The sequence below is a fragment of the Bacillus sp. LUNF1 genome, assembly GCF_011008975.1.
GTDB lineage: Bacteria > Bacillota > Bacilli > Bacillales > Bacillaceae > Bacillus > Bacillus velezensis.
In genome coordinates, this window is the sequence record NZ_CP048876.1 from 525,451 (window position 1) to 549,523 (window position 24,073).

Consider the following 24,073-nt stretch of genomic DNA (forward strand, 5'->3'; position numbering starts at 1 on the left):
CAGAACCACGCATGGCAGGGCAAACATAATTTTCTATGGACTTCCATAGTTTGGTCGGGATATCACGTCAATAAATGTAAGTGCCTATCATGATAAAAAAGGCAGGAGAGACAAGAGTTTCGGCAGCTTGCCGCTCTTGTCTTTTTTTGTTTTCAAATCATCTTCGCGTATATGTGTCTATTTATAAGTTTGCAGAACATCTGTCTAAGAATTTGTCCAATTCCTACATATACTGGTATCGGAATCAAATGCTTATTGGGAGTGAAATAGATGGGATCAGCACAGTTAACGGGACGCGTCATCTTCAAAGGGGACCCCGGCTATACACAGGCGGTTAAGAATTGGAACCCTTATGTTGATGTCTGTCCGCTTGTCTTTGTTTTTGCACAAAATTCATACGATGTAAGTAATGCTATTAAATGGGCTCGTGAGAAGAATGTGCCTATGCGTGTCAGAAGCGGCCGCCATGCTCTGGATAAAAATCTTTCCACGGTAAGTGATGGGATTGTTATTGATGTGAGTGACATGAATAAAGTTTTCTTAGATGAAAAAAACGCGGTAGCAACCGTTCAAACCGGCATTCACGTCGGCCCGCTTGTAAAAGGTTTAGCTCGGGAAGGTTTTATGGCCCCGTTCGGAGACAGTCCAACCGTCGGAATCGGAGGAATCACAATGGGAGGCGGATTTGGAGTGCTTTCCCGATCGATCGGCCTGATAAGCGATAACCTTCTCGCATTGAAAATGGTAGATGCCAAAGGCAGGATTATTCAAGCAAATCAATCCCGCAATGAAGATTTACTGTGGGCTTCCAGAGGCGGCGGGGGAGGCAATTTCGGATATAACACCCAATATACGTTCAAAGTTCACCGTGCCCCTAAAACCGCAACCGTCTTTAATATTATATGGCCGTGGGAACAGTTAGAAACGGTATTTAAAGCGTGGCAAAAATGGGCGCCGTTTACAGACGAACGATTAGGATGCTACCTTGAGATTTACAGCAAAGTAAATGGCTTGTGCCATGTGGAAGGATTGTTCCTCGGTTCAAAACCAGAGCTGGTTCAATTATTAAAACCTTTATTAAATGCCGGAACGCCGGCACAAACAGTAATCAAAACACTATACTACCCGGATTGTATAGATTTCTTAGATCCTGACGAACCGATTCCCGGCAGATCGGATCAGAGTGTTAAATTCTCCTCGGCGTGGGCGCTCAATCTTTGGCCGGAAGAACCTATTGCAGTAATGAGACAATTTTTAGAAAAAGCGACCGGGACAGAAACCAATTTCTTTTTTATCAATTGGGGCGGCGCGATAAGCAGAGTTCCAAGCAGTGAAACAGCCTTCTATTGGCGCCGGCCATTGTTTTATACGGAATGGACGGCCAGTTGGAAAAATAAATCACAAGAAGCTTCGAATCTTGCATCAGTTGAAAGAGTGCGTCAGCTGATGAAACCATATGTAACAGGTTCATATGTGAATGTTCCGGATCAAAATATCGAGAACTTCGGGAAAGCATATTATGGCTCAAACTTTGCAAGGCTTCAAAGAATAAAGGCGAAATACGATCCCGAAAATGTATTCCGTTTTCCGCAAAGCATCCCGCCATCGTATAAATAGTTTGATCGTTTTGGGAAACAAAATAAAATGCTGCGTTTGCATTCTGTTGGAACACACCAGAACATTCAGGTGTGTTTTTATTGTTGCTTTCATTTCTGAAATGTGGTTATTCACTTATACCCCAGTGCGGATTCCAAACGATTTCCCATAAGTGTCCATCGGGGTCTTGGAAGTGACCGGCATATCCGCCTCAAAAAGTATCATGAGCGGGATCAGTTATCGTTGCTCCTGCCTGTTATGACTTTATCGCCTTCAGCTTTACTGATGACGTTATGTCCTCATGTAAATTCCGCAGTACTGGGAGCAGTTAACGTAACGTTTGATTCATGTGCGATGTTTTTGCGGTCCCAAAGGGCAAGTCCCGTTTGCAAGTCAAAAAAAGCAGCTGTGCGCCATGTTCAAATTCTGTACAGGCTATTCCTTCTGTAGGCAGACCCAAGCCATCCTGATAGAAGTGCAGCGATTTTTCTAAAGTGTCTGCGCCTAAAGTAATTACTGTAATCCGCGGCTTCATACCAATCATTGATTAAGAGCAATATAAAGTATTGGACATTTTCATCAAAAATATTTTGACATTTCAGTAAAGAACCTATATATTCATATATGAGCATATAATCATATATGGTTATTTTTGTGTCCATGTTAGAATGCTTCATAACAGAAAAGAAATAATAAATGCAGTGTATGAGATAAGGAGGAGATTTTTATGGGTCATAATCACAAACACGCTGGCAGATCTAATAAGAAGGTTTTATTGATCTCTTTTATCGTGATTACAGGTTATATGATAATAGAAGCGATAGGCGGATTTTTAACCAATAGTTTAGCGCTTTTATCAGATGCAGGCCATATGCTGAGTGATTCAATCTCATTAATGGTTGCTCTGATTGCTTTTAAATTGGCCGAAAAAAAGGCAAGTCATCATAAGACATTCGGCTACAAACGATTTGAGATTCTTGCAGCTGTGATAAACGGTGTTGCATTAATATTGATTTCCCTTTATATCATTTATGAAGCAATCAAACGTTTCTCTCATCCGCCGGAGGTAGCAACAACCGGAATGCTGACGATTAGTATCATCGGGTTAGCTGTAAATATATTGGTCGCTTGGATTATGCTGAACGGCGGAGATACAAAGAATAACCTGAACATAAGAGGGGCTTACTTACATGTGATAAGTGACATGCTCGGATCTGTAGGTGCCATACTGGCTGCGATCCTTATCATCTTCTTCGGGTGGAGCTGGGCAGATCCAGCGGCCAGTGTCATTGTGGCTATTCTTGTTCTGAGAAGCGGTTACCATGTGACGAAAGACTCCATTCACGTATTAATGGAAGGAACTCCGGAAAATATCGATGTCACTGACATCATTCATACAATTGAAGAGACAGAAGGAATTCAAAGCATTCATGATTTGCACATATGGTCTATCACAAGCGGATTGAATGCTCTTTCCTGCCACGCTGTTGTTAACGATCAACTGACCATTTCAGAAAGCGAAAGTATTTTACGCAAAATTGAACATGAACTTGGAGATAAAGGCATTACACATGTAACCATTCAAATGGAAACAGCAGCGCATAATCACGACAATACGATTCTTTGTCAGGCTCAAACTGAGAATCCGCATGACCATCATCATCATTAATAGGGGACTCACTTTGTCTTCTGACAATTAAGATAAAACCGCGGGGGGGATTCATATGTACGACACAATAGTAATCGGAGCTGGTCAGGCAGGAATCTCAGTAGGATATTATCTAAAGAAGTCGAAACAAAAGTTTATCATTTTGGATAAAAGTCATGAAGTGGGAGAAAGCTGGAAAAACCGGTATGACTCGTTGGTTTTATTTACTTCTCGAATGTACAGCTCTTTGCCTGGAATGCAGCTTGAAGGAGACAAGCATGGACTCCCTTCAAAAAATGAAATTGCTGCTTATTTGAAAAAATATGTTGAAAGATTTGAAATCCCGATCCAATTACGAACAGAAGTAATAAGTGTCCAAAAATTAAAGAACGATTTCTTAATAAGAACAAGCTGGGAAGAATATCAAACGAAGAATCTTGTGATGGCCGCAGGTCCTTTTCATACCCCTAACATTCCATCAATATCAAGGGATGTAGCCGATCATATTCATCAATTACATTCTTCACAATATAAACATTCAAAACAACTGGCGCCTGGGAATGTACTGGTCGTCGGCGGCGGGAATAGCGGGGCTCAGATAGCTGTTGAATTATCCAAAGAAAGAGTTACATATTTGGCTTGCAGTAATAAACCGGCTTATTTCCCTTTATGGATTGGAAAAAGAAGCATCTTTTGGTGGTTTGATAAATTAGGAGTTTTACGTGCAAGTCATACATCAATATTAGGCAAGTTCATTCAAAAGAAAGGCGACCCCATATTTGGGTATGAATTAAAACATGCGATAAGACAGAAGAAGATCATCTTAAAACAAAGAGTCATAGCCGGAAAGCAAAATGAAATCATTTTTAAAGACTCATCTTCATTAGAAGTAAACAATATCATTTGGGCAACTGGTTTTAAGAATCCGCTTTGTTGGATGAAAATAGAAGGTGTTTTGGATAAGGAAGGCCGAATTATACATCACCGGGGTGTTTCAGCTGTGGAAGGATTGTATTTTATTGGTTTGCCTTGGCAGCATAGGCGAGGTTCAGCGCTGCTTCAAGGTGTAGGAAATGATGCTGAATACATTGTAAAACAAATGAACGGTGGATAGACTGAGGAGAGCAGTAACTTACGGGTTTACTGCTCTTTTTTGTGTTGAATAAGTCCGGTTATATGACTGTGTAAAGCCGAAAAAATCTTTTGGCTTAATTAATAAGAAGATCCCTGACTCATTGATTGTGCAACATTCTGACGTACTTCCCGAGCTAACTGCGCGGCACGTAAGGAAGCCTGCCAAATAGCCGGACTCACTGCAGATTGACTGATGGATAATGCCTGTTGTGTAGCTGGAACCATTGGTCTTAGGAGATTTTCCGCCTCGTCTACAGATGACGCGTATTGGTGACCGGCTGCTCTTCGCAGGTCTGCTATCGCTGCGGGGAAGTTTGACCATAGACGAAGTATTGAATTCATGCAGCCAACCATAAGAGGAAAATGAGGAGCACGGCCTTGTCCGGAGGCGAGAAGCTCTGCCGCGCCTAAAGCGGAATAAACGTGATAGCTCAACGGAGTAAGGTATTTCGCGTGTACAATATGAAGTTCTCGTAATCCCCAAGTGTCTGGAAGAAATCTGAATTCTGAACTCATACCGCATCCCAGAGCGAGTGCTCTGCTGACAGCCTGCAAGTGTTTCACTACTGCAGCCATTGATTGTTGAAAGGAGGATGAGTGTATTGGAATTTGTTGAATCGCAGATAAATGGCTTCGCATTTTATGATTTGCCTGACTTAAATCAGGCTGCTGTCTGTAATCATATACATAATACGGATAATAATAATACATATCTAAACTCCCTTTATGAATGACTTTTAGGAGCAGGATATGCACCCAGATTGTTTTTGATAAGGGCATGTGCCTAAATTATCCATCAGTGCAACTATTTTAGTTCGCGCATATTCAGTTTGAACTAAATGGATTCACATGGAGAGCGTGCCTTTACTCCTCGTTCAGACTCACTAATTTAATTCTTTCAAGCAAAAGTCGAAATAGCCCAAATAACAAGCCAGAAAACACACTATCTCTGGTTGTCGGACTGGTGAGTGCATACCCCGGGCAGGTTCAAGTTTCTCGGCTGTAACAGTGTTACCAAGAGTTGCAGACCTTTGGTATTTTTTATGCAAACGGATTTTGTGGCCAAAACGTTTCTGCTAACTTAAGTCTTTTAGGCTGAACAAGGGAATATCTTAGTGTGGCACACTCTCATTACAAAAAGCATAGGATAATATCACAAAAATTTAAAATTGCGGGGATGAAAAATGTATTATATACCTTTTTCGCATCAATGTTATTATTGTGCGAATGTACCGATGTATAGCGATGGAAGATCTGTTTATTGGACTGTTCCAAATAACTATGATCCTTCATACGAAGATAGAAACCTTCTTTTGAAAGATTATGGACCAAAACCATTTGTTGTGAATATCAATAAAGCCGCAAAACAAAACAATACGTTCCGTACGGCCCTATGGACAGGAGAGCATTTTCAAATTACTTTGATGAGTCTTGGTATTGGAGAAGATATCGGTTTGGAGATCCATCCTCACGTAGATCAATTCTTACGGATTGAGCAAGGCCGAGGGATAGTTAAAATGGGCAAGAGTAAAAATAATTTAAGTTTCCGAAGAAATGTCTATGATGATTATGCCATTGTTGTCCCTGCCGGCACTTGGCACAATGTTATTAATACGGGTAATACGCCGTTAAAACTATATTCAATTTATGCTCCTCCCAACCATCCGTTCGGTACAGTTCATGTGACAAAGGCAGATGCAGCGGCTGCGGAAGATTAGTATAGGATTCCAGAGGACTTTGCTGCTGCAAAGACTATAGAAAAAATGGTATTGGGACAGCATGATGAAATGGCTGAAACACAAAATATTAACGTTTCAGCTTGTCATAGTGCAGTTGATGCGATGCTTTATTCCACAACTTTTCAACAGCAAATGTGGTTTTTTGTCTGACCATTTTAATTGATTGGCAGTCAGTGAAAATAGACAATCCGCAGGGAATATGTAATAAATTTATCCTTGCTCCTCCTAATAAGCGGCTTAACTGCGAAGTTTCTGTTCCTCTTCAAACCATTTGCGAAGCTGATGAATATGAGCTTGATGATATCTATTATGGTCTGCCATATGCCATATTCCCCATTGAATGGTTGCTTGTTTTTCTGCTTCATAATCTACTGTATGATTCAGCTGATCGTCAGTTAACTGATAACAAACAGACTTAAACATGCTGAATACTTCTTCATAATCAGTGAGAATTTGTTTTAATGAAACACCGGAAATGAAAGGGATCTTATTGTTCTGATCTAACATTGGTCCATACTTCTCTTCAAGCTGCTTTGGTATCGGTTCACCCTTTATTCTGAATATCCAGTTGAGATCAACATATGCTAAGTGCCTTATTAGCTGAGCTGCACTATTGTATGTTTGATTTGGTCCTTTATAATCGATCTCCTGCTTGTAATTTTCATTAACGGCAGAATACAGCATTCCCACAAGATGATCCATGTGCGTTTCACCTTTTAAATCTAAAATCATTAACCCTACCTCATTAGCATAATTTTTATATTCAGTTTGCCTTATTACTCATATTTGTCAAGTAATCCAGGGAATGGGCCGCTGTAAGACGAAGCTATGAAGCAGGCTCTCTTTGCCTGCTTTTTTTTGTGTGTCGGTCTTTACATCTGACATGCTGAATTATCTGAAACTGTACCTTTTTAAATGTCAGACAGTGTTATATGATACTCTGCAGATATTCAAGAATATGTACTTGGAGGACATTCTCATGCGAAATTTTAATGTTGCTATCCCTACGCCTTTTCATGAAGATGAAAGTTTATATTTAGAAGGATTTGATGCTATTGTCGAACATTTGAAAAACAGCGGTATCCATTCGTTACTCATATGCGGCACGACTGGTGAACAGCATTCACTCAGCATAGATGAGCGTCTTCAGATCATTGAGTATGTTAATCAGCGAAATTTGAAGATGTTGAACTGATGTTCGGTGTTTCAGCCGTAAGAACCAGTGATGCCGTCAAACTGATGAAACACATCGAGAAAACCAATATTGATTCTGTACTGATTGGTTTTCCTCCTTATATAAGACCGACACAGCAGCAAGCCGTTTATTACGTTGACGAACTTCTCAGTCATACCTCTAAAGAGGCTGTGCTTTATAATAACCCCCGGCCGGACCGGTTTTAATCTGAGTGAGAAAGCGCTTAAAGACTTAATAAGCCGGCATCCCGGGATAAGGGGGCTGAAAGAAGGAGGAGACGTTCTGCGTCATAAACAAACAGAGTTCCCTGATCACTTTATTTTGTTTGCGGAAGGAGACGTTGAATTTCCGAAGATGCTGAGTAACGGGTGTAACGGCCTGTCAAGCATGGCCGGAAATGTCTATCCTGAAGAAATCAGAGAAAGCTTCAGCAGCTTATCAGAAAATAAACCGATTAATCTGGATCGAATAAACGATCTGATTGCTGAAGTGACAAATCATCATACTGTCATGAATATAAAAAATCACTATAGGAAGATTGGGATTCAAGCAGGCAGCTGCCGGTCACCCATTATATAAGAAATGTTCCGTCGCGGATAAGTGAAAAATGTGATCAGCGTGCTTTCTGTACTTGGATTAGGCTTAATAAGCAAGTTATATAATACTGTCATTAGCGGGGGCGTAAGCATTTGTTTAGCTTTACATAAGGGAAACCTTATGATATGGTGATTATTGCTAATATTGACAAGAAAGAGGTGAAAGCGATGATAACGATTTATGGAATTTTGTATGGTAAAAACGCAAAAATTGGAAACGTCTTGGCGGATAAAGGGAGCAGTCTGTCCTTTTTTAAGCCAAATCACCATACAAAAACAGTTATCGGTGCTTTTTCTCTATGTCAAATAAACGTAATCCAATGACATAATGTCCTTGTTTATTTGTGCATGATGTTATTTAAGCGTAACACCGATAATTGTGTCGGTGTTTTTTTGTGCCTGATTTTAAAAAAAGGTTAGATGATCACTCCCTTCTATTTACTCAAACAAACCAGAGTATTATGGAAGGATGAGAAAACATGCAACAAAAAAACAAGTATATAAGAATTCAAGAGTTCCTGAAGCAAAAAAAATTTCCTGATTTTAGAATGAATCAAATCAAAAATGCTGTATTCCAAGGGAGAATAAATCATTTCAATGAAATAACGGTTCTTCCTAAATCCTTGAGAAAATTGTTAATAGAGGAGTTCGGAGAGTCAATTTTAAATATTGCTCCTTTAAAAGTGCAGCATTCTGAGCAAGTTACAAAAGTCTTATTTGAAATTTCAGGAGACGAAAAAATAGAAACGGTTAATATGAAATATAAAGCCGGTTGGGAGTCATTTTGTATATCCTCGCAGTGCGGCTGTCATTTCGGCTGTAAATTTTGTGCAACAGGAGATATTGGTTTGAAACGCAATTTAACGTCAGATGAAATGACTGACCAAATTTTGTACTTTCACTTAAAAGGACATTCAATTGACAGTATTTCTTTTATGGGAATGGGAGAAGCATTAGCGAATGTACAAGTTTTTGATGCTTTACATGTGCTTACAAATCCGGAGTTGTTTGCTTTAAGCCCTCGCAGGTTATCTATTTCGACCATAGGTATTATTCCGGGCATAAAAAAAATCACACAGGATTATCCGCAGGTCAACCTGACGTTTTCATTACATTCTCCTTTTAATGAACAGCGAAGCAAGTTAATGCCGATTAATGAACGCTTCCCGTTATTGGAGGTAATGGACACATTAGATGAGCATATACGTGTGACCTCAAGAAAAGTTTATATTGCTTATATTATGCTGCCGGGAGTTAATGATTCTATTGATCATGCGAATGAAGTAGTAAATCTTTTAAGAAGCAGATATAAGAGAGGGAACTTGTTCCATGTAAACATCATTAGATATAACCCGACTGTTAGTTCACCTATGAGATTTGAAGAAGTAAATGAGAAACAAGTTGTAAACTTCTATAAAAAATTAAAGTCAGCAGGAATTAACGTGACCGTCAGAAGTCAATTTGGCATTGATATAGATGCTGCTTGCGGACAATTATATGGAAATTATCAAAAAAATAAGAACCAATAAATCAGGTGCAGAACTCGGTTTGACTTCATATTATTTCATTTGATAACGTAAAATGGTTATCGTGATTTTAAAAAAAGATAACCGTTTTTATAAAAAAAGGAGTCATAACGTTGCTGAAAAGGTTTTTTCTTGTTTTTCTTACGCTGATAATGTCTATATTTGCTGTATTCGCGGCTGCTGAAGAGTCTCCCGGCGATCGTGTCATTTCCTTTGACGAGCCTATGATTTTATTGATCTCGCTCGGAATCATCTTATGTTTGTTCATTCCGCCATTCGTCATGTCCTTTTTTGGCAGTTTGGTTGTGAGAATCATATCCGGAGTCTATCAATGTTTTATCGTCCTCACGTTTGCGGGGCTCGTTCCGATTGGATTTCTGATTCCCAATGGCTTTTTGACAATTCTTGCTGCCGTCCTGGGAACTTTGGTCAGTTCAGCCAGTGTTGCGGCCACCTTATTCGTTGGCAGGACAGAGAACATAAGTAAACTTTCATAAGCGGTTTTGACAACAATAACACGCGTTCCAAAAACACCAAGTGTCACAGACCCTTGGTGTTTTTTAATTCCGGCAGAAAAGAAGGTATAATGGGCGGGGAAGAGGTGTCAGCCAATGAAAATAACCAGAGAGACATTAGAAAAACAGCAAATTTGGATATATGGTGTGACTCTTGTGATCGGAGGAATAGCGGGGATCGCCGGGAAAGATTCAGGACTTCGCTGGGGATGGACGATATCACCGCTTATCGCTGTTCTCATGTATGCCATGTTTGCCCAAATCCCATTCTTGAAGCTGAGGGAAGCCATGTCAAACCTCAAGTTTATGGCGGCTTTACTGATCGGTAATTTCTTAGCTGTACCTGTCGTTGTATGGGTGTTAACCGCCATTTTTCCTCAATCTCCTCCTATATTATTAGGGGTTTGTTTGGTATTACTTACACCTTGTATTGATTACGTCATCGTCTTTACTCAGCTCGGCAAAGGAAATGAGAGATTAATACTGGCTTCCACGCCGGTTTTGTTCGCTCTTCAGATGGTATTGCTTCCGTTATACCTGTGGCTGTTTATCGGGAAAGAAGTGATAGGAGCTGTTCATGCAGAACCGTTTCTGGAAGCATTCTTATGTTTAATAGCGGTGCCGCTGCTCGCGGCGGTGATGACTCAATTATGGGCTGATAAGAAGCCGGCGGGAGAAAAGATGTTAGAGTGGACGGCGTGGCTGCCTGTTCCTTTTATGGCTCTGGTCTTACTGGCGGTCGTCGCCACACAAATCGGCAAGGTCATCAGTGATGCTGACATCATTATACGTGTGATCCCAATCTATCTGTTATTCCTGCTCATTATGCCGTTTGTTTCCCGGTTTATCGCATATGCGTTCCGTCTGGATACAGGCGAAGGAAGAGCATTGATCTTCAGCACGGGCACAAGAAATTCTCTCGCAGTCCTTCCGTTAGCGCTGGCTTTGCCGGATGCTTGGGCCTCATTAGCCGTCGCTGTTATCGTCACACAGACGATTGTTGAGCTGATAGGCGAATTGGTTTATATAAAAGCGGTGCCCGGATGGCTGCTGAAATAAAAAATAATCTGAACAGGAAAAAACATACCAACAAATATTGGTATGTTTTTTATATCGATTATAAAGTTGAAATATCAATGACGAAACGGTAGCGGACATCGCTTCGGAGAACCCGTTCGTACGCTTCGTCGACTTGATTGGCGGGTATCACTTCAATTTTAGGAGCAATGCCGTGCTCGGCGGCGAAATCAAGCATCTCCTGAGTCTGCGGAATACCGCCGACGAGTGAACCCGCAATGCTGCGGCGGCCCGTGATTAAGGAGAACACACTGTATGAGTCCGGCTTAGCTGGCGCTCCCACATTTACCAATGTACCGTCAATTCGAAGCAGAGATAAGTAGGCATCTACGTCAAGGTTCGCGGATACTGTATTTAAAATAAGATCAAAACGTCCGCCCAGTTCAGTAAATGTATCCGGATCGCTTGTTGCAAAGTAATGATCGGCTCCAAATTCAAGCGCTTCGTCTTTTTTGTTCATTGAGCGGCTGAGGACGGTGACCTCTGCGCCTAAAGCGTGCGCGAATTGAACGGCTAAATGTCCGAGCCCGCCCATTCCGACAATCGCCACTTTTTTGCCGGGGCCGGCATTCCAGTGTTTCAGCGGAGAATAGGTGGTAATGCCCGCGCACAATAGCGGGCTGGCAGCATCCAAATCCAGCTGATCCGGAATCCGGACAACGAATCTGTCAGTGACAACTATTTTCTGGCTGTAGCCGCCGTACGTAGGGTTTCCGTCGTAGTCCAGGTTATTATAAGTTTGAACAACGCCTTTTGTGCAATATTGTTCGTCTCCGTTAAGGCAGTATTCACATTCCCCGCAGGAGTCTACAAAACAGCCGACACCCACACGGTCGCCGACGGCAAATGTGGTGACTTCTTCACCCACGGCTTCCACAACTCCGGCAATTTCGTGCCCGGGAACCATCGGAAAGATTCCGCCGCCCCATTCATCGAATGCGCTGTGGATGTCTGAGTGACAAATCCCGCTGTACTTAATATCAATCAGGATATCGTGCGGCCGTAATGCTCTTCTCTCAATCATCGTCCGCTCAAATTTAGCTTTTGCATGCGGAGCGCTTAATACACGAGTCGGATGACTATTACACATGGTTATCTTCCTTTCCAAGATAAAGTGATGAATCCTCTGTTCGATTTTACTTTAAATGTTAAAGCGGACTTTAAGTCAAGGAGTTTGGTTTATTTTTTTATGAAATGATATCCTATAATGGCACGCTTATGAAAGGTATGAAGGACGGGTGGTAAGAATATGAAGATTGTGCAGGCTGCAAAGCAGGTTGAGTTATCAGCCGCAACGCTTAGGTATTATGAAAGTATAGGACTGATTCCTCCGGTAAAACGCGATGAAAGCGGCATCCGCGTTTATGACGAAGATGATGTGAATTGGATTCAATTTATAAAATGCATGAGAAGTGCCGGGCTGTCGATTGAGGCGCTGATTGAATATACCGCTTTATTTATTGAAGGAGCCGATCATACGATCGAACCCCGAAAAAACATCCTGATAAATGAAAGGAAAAGGCTGACGGAGAAACAGAGGGAAATTGATGAAACCATAAAACGATTAAACAGGAAGATTGAGGATTACGAAGATATCCTTGAAAATGAAGCGAAACTTAAAAACAGATTGAAAGCTGAATGTATTTCTGAATGAAGAGAAGGTGTCCCGGACGCCGGGCCGCATGAAATGTACCAAGGGAAACGAGCCTTGGTTTTTTTTATTTTCTAAAGAGAGGAAACAAAACAGCTTTTTCTATCTTATCAATCATTACTTATCCTTTTTTCAGCTTGACTTTTTTACTGCAGACTTTTAAAGTGTGAAATGTTGCTTAGACTGTGATTAGCGACTTTAATGCTGAAAAGAGGTGGTTTACCCAGATGAACAATAAAAAGAACCCTTGGGCGTTATTGCCTTTAGTCTTATTCGTAGGGCTTTTTGTCGGCTCTGGTCTGGTGACCGGAGATTTTTATAAATTGCCGATCTTGATTGCCGCGATCATTGCGTCAGCTTTTGCGCTGTTATTTAACCGGAAGAAATCGCTCAATCAAAAAATAGAATGGTTCGCTTCCGGTGCGGGACATCCTGATATTATCATTATGGTTATGATTTTTATATTGGCAGGTGCCTTTGCTTCAGCGGCTGAAGCGATGGGGGCGGTGCATTCAACTGTCAATCTTGCTTTGAGCGTTATTCCGCAGCAGTTTTTGCTGCCGGGGCTGTTTATCATTGCTTGTTTTATTTCTATATCGATGGGAACATCAATGGGCACGATTGCGGCGGTTGCGCCGATCAGCGCGGGCTTGAGCGGAGAGCTTGGCATCTCCGGCGCGATTACGATGGCGGCTGTGGTCGGCGGAGCTATGTTCGGAGATAATCTTTCTTTTATTTCCGATACGACCATCGCGTCAGTCCGGACGCAAAAAACACAAATGATGGATAAATTCAAAACAAACTTTCTGATTGTTTTGCCTGCTGCCATTGTGACTGTTATTATCTTATTTTTTATTCCGGCAGGCCACGCCGGCCATACGGGTGCTGAATCTTACAACTGGATTAAGGTGCTTCCTTATGTCGCCGTGCTAGTTTTTGCGTTAATAGGTATTAATGTGATGGCTGTCATATTCGGCGGATTGGTTTTGACGGGAATCATCGGATTAGCGGGCGGGAGCCTGACGCTTGACTCTTATTTTAAGGCGATTACGGATGGAATTGCCGGAATGAGCGATCTGATCATCCTGTCCATGCTGATCGGCGGGATGGTCGGCGTGATGAAACAAAACGGCGGGATCGACTTTTTACTGGAGTTCATCACGAAACGAATCCGTTCGAAAAAAGGCGCCGAGGCCGGCATTGCCGGACTGGTCAGCGTGACGAATCTGGCTGCGGCCAATAATACGATCTCGATTATCGCAGCCGGGCCGATTGCAAAGAATATCGCTGATAAATTCAACATCGACAACAGAAAATCGGCAAGTATTCTGGATATCTTTTCTTGCATGATTCAAGGATTGATTCCTTACGGCGCGCAGCTGTTATCAGCCGGGAAATTCGGGAATATTTCACCCGTCAGCATCCTGCCATACTCTTTCTATCCCGTTTTAATCGGAATCTGCGGCATCGCCGCCATCATATTTGGACTGCCGAAATTCACAAGAAATAATAGATAACAAAAGGCGCCGTTCGGCGCCTTTTTTCTTTCATGACAGCCAAGCATTTCTCAAAAGCTGTACGCCCTGTGTGATCTGATCCGTATCGAGATGGGCGAAACCTAGCTTTATGATCGGCGGTTCGGGTTTTTCGGCAACGAAATAAACGGCGGTAGGATATACCTTCACTCCGTACTGAAAAGCGCGTTCGATTAATGTTTCTTCTGTATAATTCAGGTGAACTCTCACCAATATATACAATCCCGACTGCTCGCCGATGATCGTCACATGATCGCCGAACTGCTGCTTTACATGTGAAATCAAGTGCTGCATTTTTCGCCTGTAAACAATGCGCATGCGCTTAATATGGCGGGTCCATTCACCGGCCTTCATCAATTCAGCCATGGTCAGCTGGTTAAGCGAAGAAGCGGTGCTTTCGAAATGAATAAACCGTTTTTTATACCGGTGCAAAAGGCGCTGCGGCAAAACCATATAGCTTATGCGGATGCCCGGAAGAAAGGATTTTGAGAAATTCCCTAAATAAATCACCCGGTCTGATTGAATGGAAGCAAGAGCGGGAAACGGCTGCTGTGTGTAACGGAATTCACTGTCATAATCATCCTCAAGAATATAACCCTCTCTATGATTCACCCAATTGATCAGAGTTTGGCGCTGCTGAATGGACATGCTTACGCCGTAAGGGCTGTGATGGGAGGGGGTCACATAGATTAATTTTTCTTTCATTGCATGTAATTGAGAAAAATCAGCTCCGTTTTCATAGACAGGCATCGTTTCCAGAGAAAGCCCGTGAAATTGAAATGCCGCTCTGGCACCGTCAAATCCGGGGTCTTCAACGATCATTCCCGAAAAATCCTCTTTCAGAATCCGGCTGAGATATATCAGCAACTGCTGGGTGCTGCTGCCGATGATAATGGAATCCGCATCTGTTTTCACTCCGCGGGATTCCAAGAGATAAGCGGCAATTTGTTCACGCAGGTCTCTCTCGCCGAACGGTTCACCGTACAGGAAGCTTTTCTCTGATGTCAAAACTTGATTGTATAATTTTCTCCATGTTTTCAGAGGAAAATGCTTTTGATCGACGGCTCCGGCGCGAAAATCAATCAGAACCGGCTGAGTTGATTCGGATTTTTCAGCGTAAACAACATCGTTTTCTTTTTGAAATATAGAAGGTTCTACTTCATTTACAAAATAACCTTTGCGTGTTTCTCCGCGAATGTATCCCTCCGCTAAAAGAAGATCATAAGCCATCAGCGTTGTATTACGGCTTACCCGCAGGGAATCTGCCAGTTCCCGAATCGAAGGCAGCCGCTCATCTGCCTGAATATTTCCCTGCTCAATCAATGTTTTAAATTGCTCGTAAATTTGTTTGTATTTCGGGGTGTCGCTTCCGAAAGCGAAAATCATATTTTTCATCAGATGTTCTCCTCTGACATGTATATTTATTCAAAACTGTACCTTTTTAAATGTCAGTTGATATCTTATTATAGCGGAAAGCGCTTTATCAATCCATGTTCAGAGAGGAGAGTTTTGTATGTATATTCCCGCTCCATTTCAGCTGAGTGAAGCTGAAGCGTGCGATGTAATCAAAGAGTATGGTTTCGCAGCATTGTTTTCAACAGCGGAAGGCATGCCGTATGCGACCCACCTGCCATTGATGATGAGTAAGAATAACGAATGCTTATACGGTCATTTTGCATTGCCGAACCCCCAATGGAAAGAGATTGATGGCCAAAACGTGTTAGCCGTTTTTCAAGGGCCTCATTGTTATATCTCGCCTAAATGGTATGAGACGAATCAGGCTGTACCCACTTGGAATTATGTGGCGGTTCATGTTTACGGAGAGGCGGAGCTTTTGGATGAGGAAGAAACCGTGCAGTCGATGAGTGATCTCGTATTGAAATACGAAAGCCCCGATAGCCCGTACAAATTAGAGGATGTCGATGCGAAATTGCTGGCAGGCATGAACAAAGGGGTAAAAGGCTTTAAAATCAAAGTCAGCAAAATAGAGGGGAAAGCAAAGCTGAGTCAAAATCATTCAGCTGCAAGACAAGGGCTGGTCGTACAACAGCTCAAACAGATTCCTCATACAAACGAACAGCTCATTTCCGGCTTGATGGAAGAAAACATCAAACGGATCACTGCGAACAACTGACAAGCATATTAAAAACATACCGGCAGCATGCGGTATGTTTTTTCAGGTTATGAAGCTTTTCTCAGGATGAATAACGACTCAAACAGCACATAAATCAACGGCGCCATTAAAATGAAGAAAGAATGAAAAATAGCATATGGTATGAGTAAGTAAACGATAAGTTTCAATAGAATGGTAGACGGTTTATTGAATGTCCAGCGGTTCTTCAAGATATCAGTCATACAAGCTAAAACAAGGCCGACCGTCAAATATCCGGCTGCTATGTACAGATAAATAAAAAGGTAAAACGGGTAAGAAGACAACGGCGGTGTGTCCTCTTGTGTCATTTTTAAACTCACGTAAAAGACTAATAAAAAGCAAACGGACGAAACGAAAGCTAACAAAAGGTGTTTATATAAATACTTCTTCATGTGTTCACCTGCCTATGGCGCAATTATTTCTTAACATATTATGACATGGTTTTACCGCTGCTGAAAGAATTGGAAGTCCGGCTATATGAGCGGGGCGTAAAGAATCAATATTATCTTTTCATGAATCCGGATTTTTTGTTCGGATGGATGTAAAGAAGAATACACCAAAAAAAGCTGTCAGCTTGGTCCTGACGGCTTATTTTTGGGGAAAGGCTTATTTCTCCGTGGTGAAATAAAGCAATGCTATGACCGGAAAAGCGATTCCAATCCATAATGTGATACTCCACCCGCCTGAGGCGTATGCCCATCCTCCGATTGATGATCCTATAGCACCGCCCAGAAAGAAGATTGCCATAAATAATCCGTTTAATCGGCTGCGAAATTCAGGTGCCAACGAAAAAATGGCACGCTGACTGAGTACGAGATTGGCAGATACCCCCATATCCAACAGGATAGCTGCGGCCACCAGAACTGCTATTCCGACGGGGGAGCTGCTCTGAATTATGAGCGGGAGTAATAAAGAAATGATGACAACACCGAGAGCGATTCCGGTGGCAAGCCGGGTCAAGCCGCGATCAGCCAGACGGCCGCCTATCGGTGCAGCCGCTGCACCCGCAATGCCCGCTAATGCATACAGCGCGATTGCCTTTTGAGAAAAATGAAAAGCAGGACCGGACAATAATAAAGGCACAGTCGTCCAGAATAAGCTGAAAGCTCCAAATACAAACGCATGATAAATGGCACGGCGGCGTAAGACCGGAGTCGTGCGCAGCAGCTTCCACATTGAACCGAGTAAGACGGTGTAGCTTGTGTTTGCTGTTGGTTTTCTGGCAGGAAGCACTTTTGATAAGATGATTGCCAGGACAACACTTAACGCGGCGGATAAAGCAAATATGGCATTCCACCCCCATATATCAGCGACCAGGCTGGATATCGGACGGGAAAGCATAATACCGAGCAGCAGGCCGCTCATCACATTGCCGACAACCCGGCCGCGTGCGGCATCTGGTGCAAGGTATGATGCGAACGGAACTAGCACTTGGGCCGCGATTGATCCCAGTCCGATGAAAAACGCAGCAGCTAAAAACAGTGTTCCATGCTTCACAAATGCTGTCAGTGTCAAAGCGGCTGCGCTTAGAAGGAGCGATACAACGACAAGTTTTTTGTTTTCGATAATGTCTCCCAAAGGGACGAGAAACAGTAAGCCGGCAACGTATCCGATTTGAGTCAGCGTGACAATTAATCCGGCGCTGCTTGGAGAAAGCCCGATTGCCGCACTAATGAATCCTGCCAAGGGCTGTGCATAATAAAGATTAGCGACAATGATACCGCATGCCGTTGCGAGAAGAAGGGTTAAACCAGGTGAAATTCCCTGATCTGCTGTTTGTTTGTTTTCTTTAGCCATATGAATGAACTCCTTTTTAAGTGGTTTTTATGATGCTTGATAAATGATTTGCTGATTCATCTCCTTTACGCAGAGGCTTTTGGAGTCTGTGTTTCATCAAGATTTCCCTCAAGTTATTTTGTAAACTAAACGTTTAGTTTTATTATAAGCAAATGATATACTAAACGTTCAGTTTTGTAAATGGGTTTCTGTTTTCTTTTTTTATACAGGTTAAGTATACTGAACGTATCGTTTATAATTCGGGAAGGAATGATTCATGTGCAGAGTAAACGAGGGCGGCCGCGCGATGAAGGAACACATAAGGCAATTCTTTCTGCAGCGTATGACCTATTGTTGGAAAATGGCTTTGACGCGGTGACAGTCGATAAAATTGCTGAGCGTGCCAAAGTGAGTAAGGCAACGATTTATAAATGGTGGTCAAACAAGGCTGCCGTTATCATGGACAGCTTTCTTTCGACCGCTACGGACAGACTGCCTGTGCCCGATACAGGATCAACAGTGCAAGATATATTGACCCACGCCACGAATTTAGCAAGGTTTTTGACGAGCCGGGAAGGAACCGTTATTAAGGAATTAATCGGTGCGGGGCAGCTGGATGCAAAATTGGCGGAAGAATATCGCACGCGATTTTTCAAGCCCCGCCGCCTCCAAGCGAAAGGCCTTCTGGAAAAGGGAATTCAAAAAGGTGAATTAAGAGAGAATCTTGATATTGACGTTAGCATCGATCTCATTTACGGACCGATTTTCTATCGTCTGCTTATTACAGGTGATGAGGTGAATGATTCTTATGTGCATGATCTGGTGATGAGTGCGTTTAAGGGAGTTCAGCCTGCCTGAAAAATACCCGGATCATGTGAAAGAGATGCAGACTTTTGCTGCCTATGGGCGGAACATAATCAAAAGGCCGAACAAGTTCATTGTTCGGCCTTTTCTGATTGATTTGCGAACCGCCGGGCGGCCGCCACGCAAGCGATAACGCCGGCATTCACCGCCGCAAGTTCCCATCCTGCTTTTTCATGGAGAATCATGGCGGCCAGTAACAGTCCGAAGAAAGGCTGCAGAAGCTGCAGCTGTCCGACCGCGGCGATGCCTCCCTGGGCGAGTCCGCGATACCAGAATACGAAGCCGATCAGCATGCTGAATATTGAGACATATGCAAGACTGAGCAGTGCGGGCGCGCCGATGTTTGACCATGAGTCCGGCATGAAGCAGAAAGACAGGATGAACATAAGGGGAAGCGATAAAACGAGTGCCCAAGAGATTACCTGCCAGTTGCCAAGCCGCCGGGAGAGGCGGGCGCCTTCGGCATAACCGAGACCGCACACGATAATCGAAGCGATCATGTACGTATCACCGAGCGGAGAGGATTCTCCTCCTTGCAGCAGAGCATATCCGGCTACGAGGATGCTGCCGGCAGCCGAGAAAATCCAAAAGACCGGCCTGGGCCGTTCGCCTCCGCGCAGGACGCCGAAGATCGCCGTCGCAAGCGGAAGAAGCCCGATGTAGACAATGGCATGAGCGGATGTGACATGCTGAAGCGCTAATGCTGTAAGCAGCGGGAAACCGATCACGACGCCGAGCGCTACTGTTATTAGTGAAATGATGTCGCTTTTGGCAGGGCGTTTCTCCTGAAAAATGAGGAGCAGAGCGCCTGCCAATATACCGGCTATCGCGGCGCGGCATACGGTGAGAAATACCGGATCAAAGTCCGCTACAGCCAAGCGGGTCGCGGGAAGCGAGCCGCTGAAAATGAGCACGCCGATAAACCCGTTAATCCAGCCGTTTGTAGCTTTATTCATTTTCCAATCACTCCAATATATATTTCTAAACCCATTTTCAAAGTTTATAATGACTATAAACTGAAATTGACCTTATACAAATGGCCAGTTTTTATAAAAAGAAGAATGCCAGTTTGGAGGGAGTAAAAATGGATATCACGCCATTTTTAAATAGAGATCTGGATATTCCGCTTTATCAGCAGCTTTATCGGCATTTTAAGGAAAATATGCATCAGGGCCGTCTTCCTAAAGGACTGAAGCTTCCTTCAAAAAGGCTTTTGTCAAGTCAGCTTTCCGTCAGTCAGACGACTGTGGAGCGTGCCTATGAACAGCTTGCCGCCGAAGGCTATATTGTCAGTAAGCCGAGAAGCGGATGGTTTGCCGATTATGACTCGGACGCCGTCTATGTGAAAAAGCCGGGCGCTTCGCCTGTTCAAACAAAGGCGAAGGAAGACCGCCAATGGATTGATTTTCACTACGGCACTGTGGATGCCGCTCATTTTCCTTTTTCGGCATGGCGCAAAAGCATGGTTGCAAGCTTAGATCAATACGGGCATGAGCTTTATCGGCCCGGGGATGATTTGGGCGAGCTTGAACTGAGAACGCTCATTTCAGAGTACTTATATCAGTCGCGCGGCGTGAATTGTCTTCCTGAACAAGTGATAGTCGGCGCCGGGAACCCTGCTCTTTTGCAAATGCTGTGCAAAATATTTGAAGCAAATCTATCCATCGGATATGAAGATCCGGGTTATCCGAGAGCGAGGGAGATTTTTAAAGCCAATCACATGAAGATCATTCCGATACCCGTCGATGATGAAGGAGTCTGTATCCGGAAGCTGAATGAAGAGCGGCCGCGTCTTGTATATGTCACGCCTTCTCATCAATTTACGTTAGGAACGATTATGCCGGTAAACAGAAGGATTCAGCTGCTGAAATGGGCGAAGGAACATCAATCGTTCATTATAGAAGATGATTATGACGGAGAATTCAGATACACCGGCCAGCCGATCCCATCATTGCAGGGGCTTGATCAGCATCACCGTGTCATTTATATGGGAACGTTTTCCCAATCTCTGCTTCCTTCGCTGCGCATCAGCTATATGATTCTTCCTTTGCCGCTTATCGAAAAAGGCAGGGAAATCGCTTCTTTATATAAACAGACCGTCTCCTGCCACAGTCAGCTGACGCTGGCTCAATTTATCAAAAGCGGAGAGTGGCAGAAACATATTAACAGAATGAGAAAGCTGTACCGGAAAAAAAGAGCGGTATTATTAGAGGCCGTGCGGCGCGAGCTGGGACAATACGTCAGGATTCGCGGAGAAAATTCCGGGCTGCGGATTTTACTTGACGTTCATCTGCCTTTCAGCGAAAAAGAGCTGATTGAAAAGGCGGAGGAACAAGGCGTCAAAATCTATCCCGTGTCTCTTACCTATCAAAAACAGGTCCCTGAAAAAACAGTTTCCCTCGGATTCGCGGGGGTTTCTGAAACCGATATACAAGAAGGCATAAAAAAACTGAGAGCTGCCTGGGTGCTGTAAAAGGCAGCTCTCAGTTTGAAATACTGAAGCTTGAGTCAGGGGTGCTGTCTCAGCAGCAAAACGATTTATAGGACGGGCAGGCGGAGCGCAGTATCAATATTTTGCAAATTGAGCCGGACTTGTTCATTTGTGTTCCACGGGTGATACCAGCCTTTTTCCATCATATAGCGTGAGATTTGCTCGTGCATGTCAAGGGCTTCTTCTAAGTGCCGGGTGAGGATCGCTTTCACTTCAGGCGTTCCGGCTTCCGTCGCCGCCATCGCATAGTTCCTGACACCGCTTTTTGCCGAATTCAATAAATCCATTGCGACAATTTGGTCTGTCAGCGCATTCATTCCCGTCAAGTATTCAATAATCGGATTCATTCGTCATTCATCTCCTCATTCATGCTGTGCATCAGATAAAATTGAGGCAAATTCCTGCAATTGCCTTGTTGATGTATCCACATCCTGCTGCATGATTTCTTTCAGCTGCGGATCGGATACGAGCGCTTTCATGGTTTTAGATTTCGTCAGACAAAGTGACTTAAAAGAAGCCATCTCCTGAATTTCGAGTAATTCATGTAAGGCGCTGGTCATTTCTGTAGCCTCCGTTCTTTAAGGTTTGAGTACAACTTTAATACAATCATCTGTTTTCGTGTCAAACATCTCATAGCCGTGCTTCGCTTCACTAAGCGGAATGACATGGCTTACAACATCGCCCGGATCAATTTTGCCGGTTGACACCAGTTCAAACATATACGGCATATAGTGGATGACCGGAGCTTGTCCTGATCGGATATTGACGTTTCGCTGCATGATATCGCCAAGGGGAAACCCGTTGTATCTGCCGCCGTACACACCCGTAATCTGGATCGTTCCGCCTTTTCGCACCGCTTGGGACGCGATGACCAATGCGCTCATCGCCCCGCCCTGAAGTTTTAATCCGCTGGCGAGGAACTCAAGATCCGTCATTTTTCCGTCCATGCCGACGGCGTCAATGACCACATCAGCGCCGCCTTTGGTGATTTCCTTCAGGTAGCTGCCCGTATTTTCGTGGTCTTCGAAGTTCACGATTTCCACTTTATTCGTCCGTTTCGCATGCTGGAGACGGTAGTTGACATAGTCTACGGCTATTACGCGTTTCGCTCCCTTTAACCAGCAGAATTTTTGAGCGAAAAGGCCCACGGGCCCGCAGCCGAGAACGATAACTGTATCGCCTTCTTTTACGCCGGCATTGTCAACGCTCCAAAAGCCGGTTGTCATCGCATCGGAAATAACACTCAGTTTCTCATCCGGTTCTTCGCATGTTTCGGGAACTTTAAAATGAGTAAAGTTCGCAAATGGAACGCGCAAATACTCCGCCTGGCCTCCCGGATAGCCGCCGGCATTTCCTGAATAGCCGAAATAAGCGCCTATATCGCCGTTCTCATTTGATTGATCACATTGGCTTTCCAGGTGATTTTTACAATAAACGCATTCTCCGCAGGCGATATTAAAAGGAATAATGACGCGGTCGCCTTTTTTGACTTTCGTCACGCCGGGACCGGTTTCTTCCACGATGCCCATCGGTTCATGGCCGATGATGTAGTCTTCCTGCAAATTCGGGATGAGTCCGTGGATTAAATGTAAATCTGATCCGCAAATTGCCGTACTTGTGACTTTTATAATCATGTCATCGTGTTTTTCAATCTTCGGATCAGGCACGTCTTTGACAACGACGTTTTTCACTCCTTGATACGTTACGGCCTTCATGCTGTAATACCTCCAGTGTTAGTGTTCATCAGGTGTGCGGTCAAACATCCCTTTTCTGTTTGTTTCAACGGGAAACAGGTTCATGCTTCCGACCATGAGGGTATTTTTCGCAGAGAGCTGATCCAATTTATACTGTTCGCTCAGATCATGCGGGTGAAACCACTTTTTGCTGACCATCAAGTCTGTTATCTCCTGATGCATCGCGATTCCCTGCATGAGCTGTTTGCGCAGCAAAGCTCTTACATCAGGTGAAGCGGTTTCTGTTAAAGCGACGGCGGTATTTCTGACGCCTTCTTTTGCCCGTAAAAGAAAATCCATTGCGAATGTCATATCTGCGAGTTCAGGGACGTGTAATGAATTGATTGGATCTAAATGGTCATGATTCAACGATGCTTACCTTCCTTTCAATTGATGATCGAAGTCGGCCGGTTTTGAGGAACAGGAGCCTGAAAAGATGCCCGTTCATAAACCGCCTGCAGATCAGCCAGGTCTTGCGAGGCTTGCTGAACATCTTTCTCCATTAACGTTTTCAGATCCTGATCAAACACAAGCCCTTGCATGAGCTTGGATTTCGCGACACAAAGCGTCTTGAAGTTAATGATTTCATGTAAGTCCAACGACTCGTGAGCCGCTAATTCACGCTTATCCATAATCGTCTGAAACCTCCCTTTGTAGAAATACGTAGTTAATTTCCCCTGAGAAAAGAGGTCTAGTCTTACAAATTTTGTTTATCAGAAAAGCGGAGAAAAAGCCTGACGGTGCATCAAAAAAGGAGGAAGCACAATCGCTTCCTCTTGTTCACATGGAATGGCTGTTGGTGTCATGAACGTTTTTCTGATGCGCGGGCGGTTTTGCCGCGCGGG

General features: G+C 43.6%; 25 protein-coding genes and 2 pseudogenes. 14 read left to right on the forward strand and 13 right to left on the reverse strand.

Translation table 11 applies throughout. From position 1 onward, the window contains the following. The first annotated feature begins 270 nt into the window (after positions 1 to 270). Positions 271 to 1,617, forward strand: a complete 1,347-nt coding sequence (locus G4O42_RS02765) for an FAD-binding oxidoreductase (protein ID WP_032873047.1) — start codon at positions 271 to 273, stop codon at positions 1,615 to 1,617. 106 nt (positions 1,618 to 1,723) lie between these two features. Here the strand turns inward: G4O42_RS02765 and G4O42_RS19875 are convergent. Further along, positions 1,724 to 2,131: pseudogene (locus G4O42_RS19875) on the reverse strand (VOC family protein). 192 nt (positions 2,132 to 2,323) lie between these two features. Here G4O42_RS19875 and G4O42_RS02775 point away from each other — a divergent pair. Both G4O42_RS02775 and G4O42_RS02780 read left to right on the forward strand, forming a co-directional pair. After that, on the forward strand, positions 2,324 to 3,265 hold the full coding sequence (locus G4O42_RS02775; RefSeq protein ID WP_032873049.1) for a cation diffusion facilitator family transporter: 942 nt from the start codon (positions 2,324 to 2,326) through the stop codon (positions 3,263 to 3,265). Between the two features lie 55 nt (positions 3,266 to 3,320). Beyond that, complete coding sequence (locus tag G4O42_RS02780; protein WP_032873051.1) at positions 3,321 to 4,358, forward strand: flavin-containing monooxygenase; 1,038 nt, start codon at positions 3,321 to 3,323, stop codon at positions 4,356 to 4,358. Between the two features lie 98 nt (positions 4,359 to 4,456). Here the strand turns inward: G4O42_RS02780 and G4O42_RS02785 are convergent, their stop codons facing one another. Then, on the reverse strand, positions 4,457 to 5,158 hold the full coding sequence (locus tag G4O42_RS02785; RefSeq protein ID WP_223204431.1) for a hypothetical protein: 702 nt from the start codon (positions 5,156 to 5,158) through the stop codon (positions 4,457 to 4,459). 404 nt (positions 5,159 to 5,562) lie between these two features. On the opposite strand from G4O42_RS02785, the gene G4O42_RS02790 reads away from it, so the two are divergent. Next, positions 5,563 to 6,096 carry a cupin domain-containing protein gene (locus G4O42_RS02790; RefSeq protein WP_032873054.1) on the forward strand — a complete coding sequence of 178 codons (534 nt, stop codon included), beginning with the start codon at positions 5,563 to 5,565 and terminating at the stop codon, positions 6,094 to 6,096. A 258-nt stretch (positions 6,097 to 6,354) separates the two neighbouring features. Here the strand turns inward: G4O42_RS02790 and G4O42_RS02795 are convergent, their stop codons facing one another. Next, a complete protein-coding gene (locus tag G4O42_RS02795; protein ID WP_370465914.1) occupies positions 6,355 to 6,849 on the reverse strand; it encodes a DinB family protein in 495 nt (164 codons plus the stop codon). A gap of 247 nt (positions 6,850 to 7,096) precedes the next feature. Here G4O42_RS02795 and G4O42_RS19880 point away from each other — a divergent pair. The 5 genes and pseudogenes from G4O42_RS19880 to G4O42_RS02825 all read left to right on the forward strand — a co-directional run bounded on the left by G4O42_RS19880 (position 7,097) and on the right by G4O42_RS02825 (position 11,008). After that, positions 7,097 to 7,891, forward strand: a pseudogene (locus G4O42_RS19880) (dihydrodipicolinate synthase family protein). Between the two features lie 143 nt (positions 7,892 to 8,034). Next, positions 8,035 to 8,232 carry a hypothetical protein gene (locus tag G4O42_RS02810; RefSeq protein WP_108017287.1) on the forward strand — a complete coding sequence of 66 codons (198 nt, stop codon included), beginning with the start codon at positions 8,035 to 8,037 and terminating at the stop codon, positions 8,230 to 8,232. A 155-nt stretch (positions 8,233 to 8,387) separates the two neighbouring features. Continuing rightward, a complete protein-coding gene (locus G4O42_RS02815) occupies positions 8,388 to 9,437 on the forward strand; it encodes a Cfr family 23S rRNA (adenine(2503)-C(8))-methyltransferase (protein ID WP_032873058.1) in 1,050 nt (349 codons plus the stop codon). Positions 9,438 to 9,547: 110 nt separating this feature from the next. After that, a complete protein-coding gene (locus tag G4O42_RS02820) occupies positions 9,548 to 9,931 on the forward strand; it encodes a hypothetical protein (protein WP_032873060.1) in 384 nt (127 codons plus the stop codon). 114 nt (positions 9,932 to 10,045) lie between these two features. After that, positions 10,046 to 11,008 (forward strand): arsenic resistance protein, encoded by a 963-nt coding sequence (locus G4O42_RS02825; protein WP_032873063.1) that lies wholly within the window; start codon positions 10,046 to 10,048, stop codon positions 11,006 to 11,008. Positions 11,009 to 11,066: 58 nt separating this feature from the next. On the opposite strand, the gene G4O42_RS02830 is transcribed toward G4O42_RS02825, so the two are convergent. Continuing rightward, complete coding sequence (locus G4O42_RS02830; RefSeq protein WP_032873065.1) at positions 11,067 to 12,116, reverse strand: NAD(P)-dependent alcohol dehydrogenase; 1,050 nt, start codon at positions 12,114 to 12,116, stop codon at positions 11,067 to 11,069. Positions 12,117 to 12,275: 159 nt separating this feature from the next. Between G4O42_RS02830 and G4O42_RS02835 the strand changes: the two genes are divergently transcribed. Then, a complete protein-coding gene (locus tag G4O42_RS02835; protein WP_032873067.1) occupies positions 12,276 to 12,680 on the forward strand; it encodes a MerR family transcriptional regulator in 405 nt (134 codons plus the stop codon). Between the two features lie 224 nt (positions 12,681 to 12,904). Continuing rightward, on the forward strand, positions 12,905 to 14,194 hold the full coding sequence (locus G4O42_RS02840; RefSeq protein WP_032873069.1) for a Na+/H+ antiporter NhaC family protein: 1,290 nt from the start codon (positions 12,905 to 12,907) through the stop codon (positions 14,192 to 14,194). 30 nt (positions 14,195 to 14,224) lie between these two features. Here the strand turns inward: G4O42_RS02840 and pdxR (G4O42_RS02845) are convergent, their stop codons facing one another. Further along, positions 14,225 to 15,607 carry a MocR-like pyridoxine biosynthesis transcription factor PdxR gene (gene pdxR / locus G4O42_RS02845; protein WP_032873071.1) on the reverse strand — a complete coding sequence of 461 codons (1,383 nt, stop codon included), beginning with the start codon at positions 15,605 to 15,607 and terminating at the stop codon, positions 14,225 to 14,227. Positions 15,608 to 15,725: 118 nt separating this feature from the next. On the opposite strand from pdxR (G4O42_RS02845), the gene G4O42_RS02850 reads away from it, so the two are divergent. Continuing rightward, positions 15,726 to 16,346, forward strand: coding sequence for an FMN-binding negative transcriptional regulator (locus tag G4O42_RS02850; protein WP_007609692.1), 621 nt, complete (start codon positions 15,726 to 15,728; stop codon positions 16,344 to 16,346). 47 nt (positions 16,347 to 16,393) lie between these two features. Here the strand turns inward: G4O42_RS02850 and G4O42_RS20145 are convergent, their stop codons facing one another. Next, positions 16,394 to 16,756 carry a hypothetical protein gene (locus G4O42_RS20145; protein ID WP_032873073.1) on the reverse strand — a complete coding sequence of 121 codons (363 nt, stop codon included), beginning with the start codon at positions 16,754 to 16,756 and terminating at the stop codon, positions 16,394 to 16,396. Positions 16,757 to 16,970: 214 nt separating this feature from the next. After that, positions 16,971 to 18,161: an MFS transporter gene (locus tag G4O42_RS02860; RefSeq protein ID WP_032873076.1), complete on the reverse strand. Its 1,191-nt coding sequence runs from the start codon at positions 18,159 to 18,161 to the stop codon at positions 16,971 to 16,973. Between the two features lie 258 nt (positions 18,162 to 18,419). Here G4O42_RS02860 and G4O42_RS02865 point away from each other — a divergent pair, with 258 nt between their 5' ends. Then, a complete protein-coding gene (locus tag G4O42_RS02865; protein ID WP_007409331.1) occupies positions 18,420 to 18,998 on the forward strand; it encodes a TetR/AcrR family transcriptional regulator in 579 nt (192 codons plus the stop codon). 77 nt (positions 18,999 to 19,075) lie between these two features. Here the strand turns inward: G4O42_RS02865 and G4O42_RS02870 are convergent, their stop codons facing one another. Further along, complete coding sequence (locus G4O42_RS02870) at positions 19,076 to 19,960, reverse strand: DMT family transporter (protein WP_032873078.1); 885 nt, start codon at positions 19,958 to 19,960, stop codon at positions 19,076 to 19,078. A 128-nt stretch (positions 19,961 to 20,088) separates the two neighbouring features. Here G4O42_RS02870 and pdxR (G4O42_RS02875) point away from each other — a divergent pair, with 128 nt between their 5' ends. Continuing rightward, positions 20,089 to 21,477 carry a MocR-like pyridoxine biosynthesis transcription factor PdxR gene (gene pdxR, locus G4O42_RS02875; protein WP_032873080.1) on the forward strand — a complete coding sequence of 463 codons (1,389 nt, stop codon included), beginning with the start codon at positions 20,089 to 20,091 and terminating at the stop codon, positions 21,475 to 21,477. Positions 21,478 to 21,542: 65 nt separating this feature from the next. On the opposite strand, the gene G4O42_RS02880 is transcribed toward pdxR (G4O42_RS02875), so the two are convergent. From G4O42_RS02880 to G4O42_RS02900, 5 genes are read right to left on the reverse strand one after another with little or no spacing between them, the layout of a single operon-like run. Continuing rightward, positions 21,543 to 21,842 (reverse strand): spore coat protein, encoded by a 300-nt coding sequence (locus tag G4O42_RS02880; protein ID WP_014417026.1) that lies wholly within the window; start codon positions 21,840 to 21,842, stop codon positions 21,543 to 21,545. 15 nt (positions 21,843 to 21,857) lie between these two features. After that, positions 21,858 to 22,055 carry a hypothetical protein gene (locus G4O42_RS02885; protein WP_029974162.1) on the reverse strand — a complete coding sequence of 66 codons (198 nt, stop codon included), beginning with the start codon at positions 22,053 to 22,055 and terminating at the stop codon, positions 21,858 to 21,860. 18 nt (positions 22,056 to 22,073) lie between these two features. Then, on the reverse strand, positions 22,074 to 23,210 hold the full coding sequence (locus G4O42_RS02890; RefSeq protein WP_014417028.1) for a zinc-dependent alcohol dehydrogenase: 1,137 nt from the start codon (positions 23,208 to 23,210) through the stop codon (positions 22,074 to 22,076). A gap of 18 nt (positions 23,211 to 23,228) precedes the next feature. Beyond that, positions 23,229 to 23,597 (reverse strand): spore coat protein, encoded by a 369-nt coding sequence (locus G4O42_RS02895; RefSeq protein ID WP_032873082.1) that lies wholly within the window; start codon positions 23,595 to 23,597, stop codon positions 23,229 to 23,231. 17 nt (positions 23,598 to 23,614) lie between these two features. Then, entirely contained in the window at positions 23,615 to 23,860 is a 246-nt protein-coding gene (locus G4O42_RS02900; protein ID WP_032873084.1) for a hypothetical protein, read from the reverse strand. Positions 23,861 to 24,073: the final 213 nt, after the last annotated feature.

Coding starts and splice junctions, on each gene's coding strand:
- G4O42_RS02765 (WP_032873047.1), top strand. CDS start 271: ATGGGATCAGCACAGTTAACGGGACGCGTCATCTTCAAAGGGGACCCC.
- G4O42_RS02775 (WP_032873049.1), top strand. CDS start 2,324: ATGGGTCATAATCACAAACACGCTGGCAGATCTAATAAGAAGGTTTTA.
- G4O42_RS02780 (WP_032873051.1), top strand. CDS start 3,321: ATGTACGACACAATAGTAATCGGAGCTGGTCAGGCAGGAATCTCAGTA.
- G4O42_RS02785 (WP_223204431.1), bottom strand. CDS start 5,158: ATGCCCTTATCAAAAACAATCTGGGTGCATATCCTGCTCCTAAAAGTC.
- G4O42_RS02790 (WP_032873054.1), top strand. CDS start 5,563: ATGTATTATATACCTTTTTCGCATCAATGTTATTATTGTGCGAATGTA.
- G4O42_RS02795 (WP_370465914.1), bottom strand. CDS start 6,849: ATGATTTTAGATTTAAAAGGTGAAACGCACATGGATCATCTTGTGGGA.
- G4O42_RS02810 (WP_108017287.1), top strand. CDS start 8,035: ATGGTGATTATTGCTAATATTGACAAGAAAGAGGTGAAAGCGATGATA.
- G4O42_RS02815 (WP_032873058.1), top strand. CDS start 8,388: ATGCAACAAAAAAACAAGTATATAAGAATTCAAGAGTTCCTGAAGCAA.
- G4O42_RS02825 (WP_032873063.1), top strand. CDS start 10,046: ATGAAAATAACCAGAGAGACATTAGAAAAACAGCAAATTTGGATATAT.
- G4O42_RS02830 (WP_032873065.1), bottom strand. CDS start 12,116: ATGTGTAATAGTCATCCGACTCGTGTATTAAGCGCTCCGCATGCAAAA.
- G4O42_RS02835 (WP_032873067.1), top strand. CDS start 12,276: ATGAAGATTGTGCAGGCTGCAAAGCAGGTTGAGTTATCAGCCGCAACG.
- G4O42_RS02840 (WP_032873069.1), top strand. CDS start 12,905: ATGAACAATAAAAAGAACCCTTGGGCGTTATTGCCTTTAGTCTTATTC.
- pdxR (WP_032873071.1), bottom strand. CDS start 15,607: ATGAAAAATATGATTTTCGCTTTCGGAAGCGACACCCCGAAATACAAA.
- G4O42_RS02850 (WP_007609692.1), top strand. CDS start 15,726: ATGTATATTCCCGCTCCATTTCAGCTGAGTGAAGCTGAAGCGTGCGAT.
- G4O42_RS20145 (WP_032873073.1), bottom strand. CDS start 16,756: ATGAAGAAGTATTTATATAAACACCTTTTGTTAGCTTTCGTTTCGTCC.
- G4O42_RS02860 (WP_032873076.1), bottom strand. CDS start 18,161: ATGGCTAAAGAAAACAAACAAACAGCAGATCAGGGAATTTCACCTGGT.
- G4O42_RS02870 (WP_032873078.1), bottom strand. CDS start 19,960: ATGAATAAAGCTACAAACGGCTGGATTAACGGGTTTATCGGCGTGCTC.
- pdxR (WP_032873080.1), top strand. CDS start 20,089: ATGGATATCACGCCATTTTTAAATAGAGATCTGGATATTCCGCTTTAT.
- G4O42_RS02880 (WP_014417026.1), bottom strand. CDS start 21,842: ATGAATCCGATTATTGAATACTTGACGGGAATGAATGCGCTGACAGAC.
- G4O42_RS02885 (WP_029974162.1), bottom strand. CDS start 22,055: ATGACCAGCGCCTTACATGAATTACTCGAAATTCAGGAGATGGCTTCT.
- G4O42_RS02890 (WP_014417028.1), bottom strand. CDS start 23,210: ATGAAGGCCGTAACGTATCAAGGAGTGAAAAACGTCGTTGTCAAAGAC.
- G4O42_RS02900 (WP_032873084.1), bottom strand. CDS start 23,860: ATGGATAAGCGTGAATTAGCGGCTCACGAGTCGTTGGACTTACATGAA.